At 17.9% G+C, this 9,717-nt stretch carries 6 protein-coding genes; 2 read left to right on the top strand and 4 right to left on the bottom strand.

What is annotated here, in order from left to right:
• The 4 genes from Q8777_RS00120 to Q8777_RS00105 all read right to left on the bottom strand — a co-directional run.
• A partial coding sequence (locus Q8777_RS00120; RefSeq protein ID WP_318676314.1) for a hypothetical protein occupies positions 1-241 on the bottom strand: 241 nt, incomplete at its 3' end.
• Positions 242-1,249: 1,008 nt separating this feature from the next.
• On the bottom strand, positions 1,250-3,445 hold the full coding sequence (locus tag Q8777_RS00115) for an ATP-dependent helicase (RefSeq protein WP_318676315.1): 2,196 nt from the start codon (positions 3,443-3,445) through the stop codon (positions 1,250-1,252).
• 50 nt (positions 3,446-3,495) lie between these two features.
• Positions 3,496-4,266, bottom strand: a complete 771-nt coding sequence (gene tpiA, locus Q8777_RS00110; protein WP_318676316.1) for a triose-phosphate isomerase — start codon at positions 4,264-4,266, stop codon at positions 3,496-3,498.
• 191 nt (positions 4,267-4,457) lie between these two features.
• Entirely contained in the window at positions 4,458-7,520 is a 3,063-nt protein-coding gene (locus tag Q8777_RS00105; protein ID WP_318676318.1) for a hypothetical protein, read from the bottom strand.
• Positions 7,521-7,767: 247 nt separating this feature from the next.
• On the opposite strand from Q8777_RS00105, the gene ruvA reads away from it, so the two are divergent.
• A complete protein-coding gene (gene ruvA, locus Q8777_RS00100; protein WP_318676319.1) occupies positions 7,768-8,328 on the top strand; it encodes a Holliday junction branch migration protein RuvA in 561 nt (186 codons plus the stop codon).
• Positions 8,329-8,376: 48 nt separating this feature from the next.
• Entirely contained in the window at positions 8,377-9,387 is a 1,011-nt protein-coding gene (gene ruvB / locus Q8777_RS00095; protein ID WP_318676320.1) for a Holliday junction branch migration DNA helicase RuvB, read from the top strand.
• Positions 9,388-9,717 lie beyond the last annotated feature (330 nt).

Raw genomic sequence — 9,717 nt, 5'->3', positions numbered from 1 at the left:
TATCATATTTTTTGACAAATTCTTGAATATTTTGTAAAATTTCATTAATTTTTTTTTTTGATTCAACTACAATTTCATCTATTTCTCTTTCGCCTTTAGATTTCAATTGATTTTTAAATGCTTCTTTTGATATTGCCATTGCTTTTTGAAAAATTATTATCGATAATAAAGAAATAAGAAATAAAACAAGCAATATTATAATTTTATTAGTAAATTTATTTTTCTTTAATTTTTGAAACATAAAAATTATGTAATACCTATCTGATTTATTCTTTAAAATAAAGAAAATTAATGTTTTTTTAAATACAAAAATAATAATAAAAATTAAAAATAAAAAAATAACGTTAAAAATAAATTATTCAAAAAAAAAATTTATTTTTTATATTTATTTAAAAAATTAAAAAAATATTTTTTTTATTTTTAATCTTAATCTTTTAAAAAAATATCTTTATTATACTATTTACAAAATATAATAAATTAAAAATATTTCTAATTTATGAAATACTTTTTTTGGTGGAGATGAGGGGATTCGAACCCCTGTACAAAACTAATTCATTTTTTTAATCTACATACTTATTTTGTTTTATTATAAACAAACAATTTTTTAATTTCTTTATAAAGATAATTATCTATAAGTAGAAAGATTATTTTGATTTATAATCCTTTTTGTTAATATAACAAAAAAGAAGAAAAAATGTATTAGTTAAAAATAAATATTAAGTCTTTTTTAAATTCAAAAGATAATTCGACAAATTATAACAAAATAAATATTTTAATATTTTGTTAAAAATTTTTAAAAAATCTAATCCTTTGGAAAAATAAAAAGAATCATTTATAGCTGTAACAAATTAAGCTATAGCGATTTCTCTTGTACCCAAAGAAGGATAATAAATAGGATTTAATAAAGAAGAATATTCTTCTTCTGTTTTTTTGTTGCCATTTATTTTAAACCTCGAAATGTTTTTACTTGCACTACCAAGATATGCATAAAAAAATTCATTAGTTTTGGCGAATTCCTAAAAACATCCCCTAAATTAAATTTATTTAAATAGTAGAAGTCAAACATGTTATAGTAAAAGCCAAACTTATTTCTAAACTCTCTTCTACTAATTTATATTATAACATAACATATTAAAACTCTAAAAAAAGTAAAAGTTAAAATCTAAAAAACAATAAAAATTAACAACAATTAAAAAATTGATATATCATCATTGTTAATTATTACATCACATTAAAAAATAATATTTGACTATTCTTTAGATAAAGAAAAATGATTAATAGCAATTTTTTTAATGCCATATTTCTGTCCAAAAGATATAATTAAAATACTTTTATCAACTGCAACAATAAGACCTTTTCCGAAGATATTATGTTTTATTTTCTCTCCTGCCTTATAAATAGAAATATTTTTATTTTTTTCTCTTTTTTCATTAAAATTATTATTTAATGAAGATAATTCCATTTCTCTTAAAAAAACAACAGGTTTTAAAAATATTTCCTTCCCATTTAAAAATCTAACATTAGAACTTGTAATATATAGTATTTCTTTAGCTCTTGTTATAGCTACATAAGCGATTCTTCTTTCTTCTTTATTAATAGAATTTGTATTTTTATCTTGAATAAAAAATTCCCTTTCAAATCCTATAACAAAAACAACTTTAAATTCTAAACCTTTTGCTTTATGAATAGTAGACATAAGAACTTTATTTTTATTATTTTGTTGGTTATTATCTTCTAATAAGGTTATTTTATTTAGTAAAATATTTAGTTTTTCCCAGAAAGTTCCTTCTTTTTGTTCTTTATTTTCTTCAATAAAAATTTTTTGTAAATTATCTAATTTATTTAAAATATCATTTTGTGTTTTCGAATCATTATCAATAATTTGTTTTTTCTTTTTAGATAATATTTCTGAATATTTAATTTCTTTATCAATTAAAAAAATAATATTATCTAAACTACATTTTTTTTTGTCAGAAACCAAATTTTGAAGATTTTGAAATATATTTTGAAAATTATTAATTTTATTTTTTATTTTATCTTTTTCAGATAAATAATTCATAGCTTCAAACAAAGAAACCTTTTTTTCATGAGCAATTATTTCTAATTTTTTAATTGTTTGCTTACCTATTTGTCGAGGAGGAGTGTTAATGATTCTTTTTAAATCAATATCACTTCCAGGAAAAACGAGTAATCTTAAATAAGATATAAAATCTTTAATTTCTTTTTTTTGATGCAAAGAAAAATCATTTTTTATAAAATAAGGGATATTTTTTATAATAAAAGAATCCTGAATGTGTTTGTATAGTTTATTTACTCTATATAAAATAGCTATGTCTGAATAATTGTAATTTTGTTGAAATACTAATTCTTTAATTTGGTTAGAAATAAATTCAGCTTCTTCATATTCACTGGTAAATTTATTATAAATAACTTCTTTTCCATAAGAAGAATCATTTTTCAAAGTATTTTTAAAATGACTACCTTTTTGATCATAATTATAACTAATTAAAAGATTAGCTTTATCTAAAATATTTTTTGTAGAACGATAATTATAATCTAAACAAAGAATTCTAGATTTGAAATCTCGCAAAAATAATTCATTACATAAAATATTAGCACCTCTGAAACTATATATATTTTGATTCGGATCACCAACAGCAAAAATAAAATTATTTTGCCCTATTATTTTTATTATTTGATATTGAATCAAATCAATATCTTGAAATTCATCTATCAAAATATGAGTAAATTTTTTTTTATAAAAAGAAGCAACTGAAGAATTATTTTTTAATAATCGATAAGTATAAATTATTAAATCATCAAAATCTAAAAAATTATTTTTTTTTAAAAAAAGTTCATATAAATTAAAAATTTTTTTTTCCTCATGTGAATAAAGATCTAGATTATATTTTTGAGAATCAATAAACCATTTGTCGTTTTGTATAACTTCATCTAATTCATTTAAAATTTGTTTTTTGATTTTCTCATTTTTAAAACGAGAAAAAATTTTTTTTAGTTTATTGGGTTTATATTTATCTCTATCTAATCCTAATTCTTTGATTGAACTTTTAATAATTTTAATTCCTTCTTTTTCATCAATAATATGAAAAAAATTATTAAAATCTAAATTAAGCTTATTAATATATTTTTTTAAAATTTTAAACCCTAAAGAATGAAAAGTAGAAATTGTTAAATGACCAAAAATATCTTGAGTAAATTTTTCTTGTAACCTTTCTTTCATTTCTTTAGCAGCATTATTTGTAAAAGTAATTGCTAAAATGTTTGCTGGATTTATATTTAATTCATTCAATAAATAAATTATCCTATTTGTTAAAGTAGTTGTTTTTCCAGTTCCTGCTCCTGAATGAAGATAAATAGCTTTTTCTTCTGATAAAACAGCTTTTAATTGTTTTTTATTTAAATTATGTAACCATTTTGTTTTCATTTTTAAAAAACTTTCTATTAAAATTATTTCTCTAATCTATTTGAATAATTTTATTTATTTTGAGATATTTTGAGAGCCACTTGAGTAAAAAACAAAAAATCTTCCATATTTAATGAACTATTACCAGCTAGAATACCATCTATTTCTTTTTGTCTTAAGAAAACTTCTACATTATTAGTATTAATAGAACCGCCATAAATAATTCTTATTTTTTGTGCATCTTCTTCTGAGAATAAAGAAGATATTTTTTTTCTAATATTAAAAATAATTTCATTAGCAACTTCAGGTTGAACACTTTTGCCTGTTCCGATAGCCCAAAAAGGTTCATAAGCTAATATAATTTTATTTATATTTTCTTTCGGAACATTTAAAAAGATTTTTTTTAATTGAATATCTAAAAAACTTTCAGTCCAATTTTCTTCTTTAGCTACAATATCTTCTCCTATACAAACAATAGGATAAATATTTAATTTTAATAATGCTAAAAGCTTCAAATTAACTATCTTATCAGTTTCCCCAAAAAGCTTTCTTCTTTCGCAATGTCCTATTAAAGAATATTTAATTCCTAAAAAATGTAAATTTAAAGGAGAAGTTTCTCCTGTATAAGATCCTTCATTTTTATAAAAAATATTCTGGGCTCCTATTCTTAAATTTTTTCCTTCTATTTGAGTTAAAACATCTAATAAAATTGTTTGAGGAAAAATAATAGTTTCTACTATTTTTCTATCTGGAAGTTTATTATTTATTTGATAAATAAATTTTAAAGCTTCTTCTTTATATTTATTCATTTTCCAATTTCCAGAGATAATAATTTTTCTCATTTAACAATACCTTTTTTTCTAAAATTTTATTTATTAATAAAAAAAATAAAAAAATTTTGATTTTTTAACAATTACTTTAATTTATGAAAATTTATTAAAAAAGAATTCTAAAAACAATATAAATAACATTTTTATAATAAGTAAATATTATTTTTTTATATAATTAATGATTTATTTTTAGTTAATCAAATTTAATTATAAAAAAGAAAATAAAATTTATTATATAAAAGAAACTGTGTTCCTATTTTTTGATTTATTTTTTTTTTTCTAATAAAGTGTTTTTGTTTTAGTTCTAATGTATTTTTTATATTTTTAATCCAAAAAAGAAATTTTAATTTCAACAAAAAAAACTTTTTTTTAAAAAAAAGATAAAAAAAATATCTTTTATTTCTTTTTATCATCTTTATTTTTTTTCTTATAATAACATTATAATCCTTAATATACTTCTTTTTTATTTTATCAATTTCATATGAATTTTTTTTTTCTTTTAATTTTTGTTCTTTTTTCAAAAAATTATACTTTTTCTTTGTCATAATATTTTGTTTTACAAAAATATTTAAGTAATTATCCAATTCTTTTTTTAAATTATTTTCTTGATTTAATTTTTCTCTTTTTATTTTATTCAAATTTTTTTTGAAATATTTTTGTATTTCTAATGAGGCTTCTTTAAAATTTTCTTTAATTAATTCAAAATCATTCTCTCTTTCTTTAAACTTAATAGTGAAATTTATTTTATGAAGAGAAATTTTATTTTGATTTTTTTTGATTTCTTCTTTATGTTTTTCTTTTAATTTATTGATATTTAATGATTTTATTTTTTCAAAGTTATCTATAAAATATGAATATAATGTTTCTATTTCTTCTAAATTATTTTCATAAAAGTCTTTTTTATCTTTGTTAAAGTTTTCTTTTAAAGTAGTTATTTCTTTAAATAAAAAAATATAATCTTCATTTAATAAATTTTGTAAAGAAACAAAATTACTTAAAAATTTGTGCCAATAAAAAATATATCTTTTTTGATAAAACCAAAAAGAAATTTTGTTAAAAAAAGATTTTTTTTGTGATTTATTATTATTTTTATCTAAATAGGAAAATATTTTTTTTTCGAAAAAACTTTTTTTTTGTAACTTCAGTTTTTTTATTTTTTCAATTTTTTTTATTGATTTATCTTGATTTAATTTTTGTTTTTTTTTGTCTTTTTCAAAAGATAAAACAATTTTTTTTAAATAAAAATAATTTTGTTCATAAATTTTAATTTGATTTTCTATATTTTTAGATTTTTTCTCATTGCTTAAATTATATTCATGTATAAAAGAACGCATATAAACAATATTTTTTTGAAAATATTTAAGTATATTGTTTAAAAAATCTATTTCTTTTTGTAATTTATAATTTTTTAAATCATTTATCTTTTTATTTAAAAGTGAATGGTAATAAAATTGTTTGTTTTGAATATTATTTAAAAAAGATTGAAATAAATTTATTATTGATTCAAATTCTTCTTTTTTTAGTATTTCATTTTTGATTTTTAATTTATTTACATAACTATTTATTTTGTTATAAATCATTTGAAATAAATTATTTTTTTCTTTATTTTTATCATTTATATCTTTTAAAAAAGAAGAAATAAAGTTAATTTTTTTTTCTAGATTCAAAAAATATTTATCAATTTCATTTTTTATATTTAATAATATTGTTTCTTTTTTTGTAAAAAAATATATTTTTTTTTGTTCAAAATGAATTTCTTGATTTTTTTTTTCTTTATTTTGATGATTTAATAAGTTTGTCATTTTGAAATCTAATTCACGAATTTGAAATAAATGTTGAATAGTATTTTGTAAGTATTCCAGATCTGATTTAATTAATTCTATATTTAATTGATTTTCTAATAAATATATCTTTTTTTTCTTTTTATTTTCTAATATTATATTTTTTTTCTGGAATTCTAAATCATTTAAAAAAAGATTTATTTTATGTTCTTCAATAAAATAAAAATGTTTTAATTGATTTTCTTCTTCTTCTTCTTGTGTTTCGAGATGCATAATTTCATACTGTTTTTTTATATTATCTAAACTAAATTTTTTTTCTAAAAAATGAATTTCTTTTAAAAATTGATTATCAGTTATTTCTTTTTCTTTTGTTTTTAAAAAAATATTTTCCTGAATTTGTAAATTATTTTTTTTATCTTGAATTTGTTTTTGTAAATCAATTATATTCAAATTTAGGCGATTTAAAAATTTTAAAAATATATTTTTTTTATTCCATAAATATAATTTTTTGGAATATGCTAATTTTTCTTGTTTTTTTTTTGACATCAAGGAAGAAAAAAGTTGATATTGAAAAAATTTTTTGTATTCTAAAATAAAAAACATTTTCAATTTTCCTTCTTGGAATAATTTAATTTTTTCTTTTTCAATTTCTTTTTTTTTATTTTCAAATTTTTTTTTGATTATATTGAAAATTTGATTATGTTTACTAAAATCTAATTGAAATTTAGAATTATTTTTTTTAATTTTTTTTTGAAATAATTTATTTATTTTCTTTTGTTGTTGTAAAATTTGTTCTAAACGAGAATTATATTTTTTTTTAATAATGGAAATATTTTGTTTTTGTTTTTGTTTAATTTCATTTATTGTCTGATTCAAAAAAATGTTATTTTTTTCAAATTTTTGTTCAATATTTTGATTTTTTTCTTTTATTTGGGAAAACAAAAATTGATTTTTTAAATTAAATTCTTTTTTTAAATCTTTTTTTGCATAAATATTTTTTTGTTTTAATTCTTCAATATCAATCAATTTTTTTTGAAGATTTTGTTCAATATTTTCTATTTTTTGTAGAAATTGTTTTAAAATTTCCTGTTTTTGATTTTTTTTTTTTTTAATTTTGTTTTCGATATTTTCTATTAAAGAACTGTAATTTTCTGATGAATTATGATTAACTTTTTCAATATTTTTTTGGTAGTTATTTAAAACTTGATTTATATTTTTATTATGTTCCAAATTTAATCTTTTTAGATTCATAATAAATTTCTGATGTAAAGATTCTTGTATTGGGGAATAATTATTTTTCTTGTCATTTAAAAATAACTTTTGTTCGATATTTGAGAAAAAATTACTTTTTTTTATAAAAATCTCTATTTTTGATATTTCTGACAAGAATAAACTATATTCCGAAATTTCAAAATCATGTTCATTTATAATAAAATGATCATTTTTTTTAATTAAAGTCATAATTATATCAAAATCAACTTTCATTATATGCTTATATTATTAACATTATAAATCTTTAAACAAAATAAAAATTATTTAACAAGATTCTATTCTAATTATATTAGAATTATATTTTGAATTATAAAGTAAAAAAATAGTAAGTTATAATCCACATCCGCTATGACAATTATATAATATGAATATATTATATTTTAACTTTTTTAATATATTGTAATATATTAATGGATATAAAAATTAAAAATAAATAATTAAAAGTATAGAGTGTAATCGTATGTATTTTTATATTATAGGAAAAATTGTTATTATTAAAAGTAATAGCTTTATTTTAGAAAATAATGATATTGGTTATCATATCTTTTTTTCCAATCCATATATTTTTTCATTAAAACAACAAATTAAAATATTCACATATTTTTATGTAAAAGAAAATATTCAAAGTTTATATGGTTTTTTAAATGAAGAAACATTGTCTTTTTTTGAAAAATTAATTAAAATTCCTGGCATTGGACCTAAAATAGCAATTGGACTGACTAATCAAACTTTATTTGAAGAAACACAAAAAGCTATATACGAAAACAATATCTCTTATCTAATTAAAATACCAGGTATTGGAATGAAAACGGCTAAACAAATTATTTTTAATTTACAAAATGAAACTATTTTTGATCAAAAACCAATTATTTCTAATCAAAAACAAAAAAATGTGGAAGAAGCATTATCTAATTTAGGTTTTAAAAGCAAAGAAATAAAAAAAATTATCTCTAAAATAAATTGGGAACAAAAGTTAGAAACAATTCTCAAAGAAGCTTTATTATTATTAACTAAATATTAAATTAGATGAAAGATAAAGAAAATCATAAAGCAGGTGTTTTAATAAATTATGTCCAAAATAAAATTTTTAAATAATAAACAAAACGAAAAAGAAGAAAATAAAGAAAATGATAAATTTTTAAGACCTCAAAAATTAGATGAATATCATGGCCAAGAACAAATTAAAAAAATCTTATCTGTGTATTTAAAAGCTACTCAAAAAAGAGAAGAAACTATGGATCATCTTTTATTTTATGGACCACCTGGATTAGGAAAAACCACTTTAGCCCAAATTGTTGCAAATGAATTAGGTGTTAATTTAAAAATTACAAGTGGTTCAAGTATTGAAAAAATTGGAGATCTAGCTGCTATTTTAAGTAGTCTCCAAACAGGAGATATTTTATTTATTGATGAAATTCATAGTTTATCAAAAAATGTTGAAGAAGTTTTATATGCTGCAATGGAAGATTATGTTTTAGATATTATTATCGGAAAAAACGAAGAAAAAAGAACTATAAGAATTGATTTACCACCTTTTTCTTTAATAGGTGCAACTACTCAATTTGGTAAGATATCTTTTCCTTTAAGAGATCGTTTTGGACTTATTTTAAAACTAGATTTTTACACTAAAGAAGAATTAAAACTGATTTTAAATAGAACAGCTATTGTTTATGGAAATCAAATCGAAGAACAAGCGCTAGAAGAATTGTCAAAAAGAAGTCGTGGAACTCCTAGAATTGCTAACCGTCTTTTTAGAAGAGTTAGAGATTTTGCAGAAGTTTATTCTTTTAAAATAATTACAAAACAAATCGCCTTAAAAACTTTAAATAAATTACAAATAGATGAAAATGGTTTAAATGATATCGACTTTAATTATTTATATAATTTAATTAACAAATTTAATGGCGGCCCAGTAGGAATAAAAAATTTAGCGGTCACTATTGGAGAAGAAATTTTAACAATTGAAGAAGTATTAGAACCTTATTTAATTAAAAAAGGATACCTAAAAAGAACTTCTAGAGGAAGAATAGCTACAGAAGCTGCTTTTAAACTTTTAAAACAAAAACATAAAAAAAGTTAATAAAAAATATCATTTCATTTAATATATATATTTTTATTTTTAAAACAATAAAAATTATTTATATCTAAAAAATAAATATAATTTTCAAAATAAATAAAAAATAAACAAAAATTATTTAAAAATTTAATTTTTTAAATCTTTATTAAGATAAAAAAAATATGAAATCAAAATAAAAAAATAATCATAAAATAAATTCCCTTATAAAATAAGGGAATTTATTTTTATTATTCAATTTTTTAAATATAAAAATTTTAATTTATTAAAAAAAATCATTTGTATAAAAAAATAAGTTACATTTTTTTATTTTGTATATTTGTATAAAAAAATAAG

The organism is Candidatus Phytoplasma stylosanthis, assembly GCF_032886435.1.
Taxonomy (GTDB): domain Bacteria; phylum Bacillota_I; class Bacilli_A; order Acholeplasmatales; family Acholeplasmataceae; genus Phytoplasma; species Phytoplasma stylosanthis.
Note: the sequence above shows the minus strand (reverse complement) of the source record. Positions and strands in the feature narration are given on the sequence as shown.

Bases quoted from the DNA above. Each gene is read 5' to 3' on its own strand.
- Q8777_RS00115 (WP_318676315.1), bottom strand. From the start codon at position 3,445: ATGAAAACAAAATGGTTACATAATTTAAATAAAAAACAATTAAAAGCT.
- tpiA (WP_318676316.1), bottom strand. From the start codon at position 4,266: ATGAGAAAAATTATTATCTCTGGAAATTGGAAAATGAATAAATATAAA.
- Q8777_RS00105 (WP_318676318.1), bottom strand. From the start codon at position 7,520: ATGAAAGTTGATTTTGATATAATTATGACTTTAATTAAAAAAAATGAT.
- ruvA (WP_318676319.1), top strand. From the start codon at position 7,768: ATGTATTTTTATATTATAGGAAAAATTGTTATTATTAAAAGTAATAGC.
- ruvB (WP_318676320.1), top strand. From the start codon at position 8,377: ATGTCCAAAATAAAATTTTTAAATAATAAACAAAACGAAAAAGAAGAA.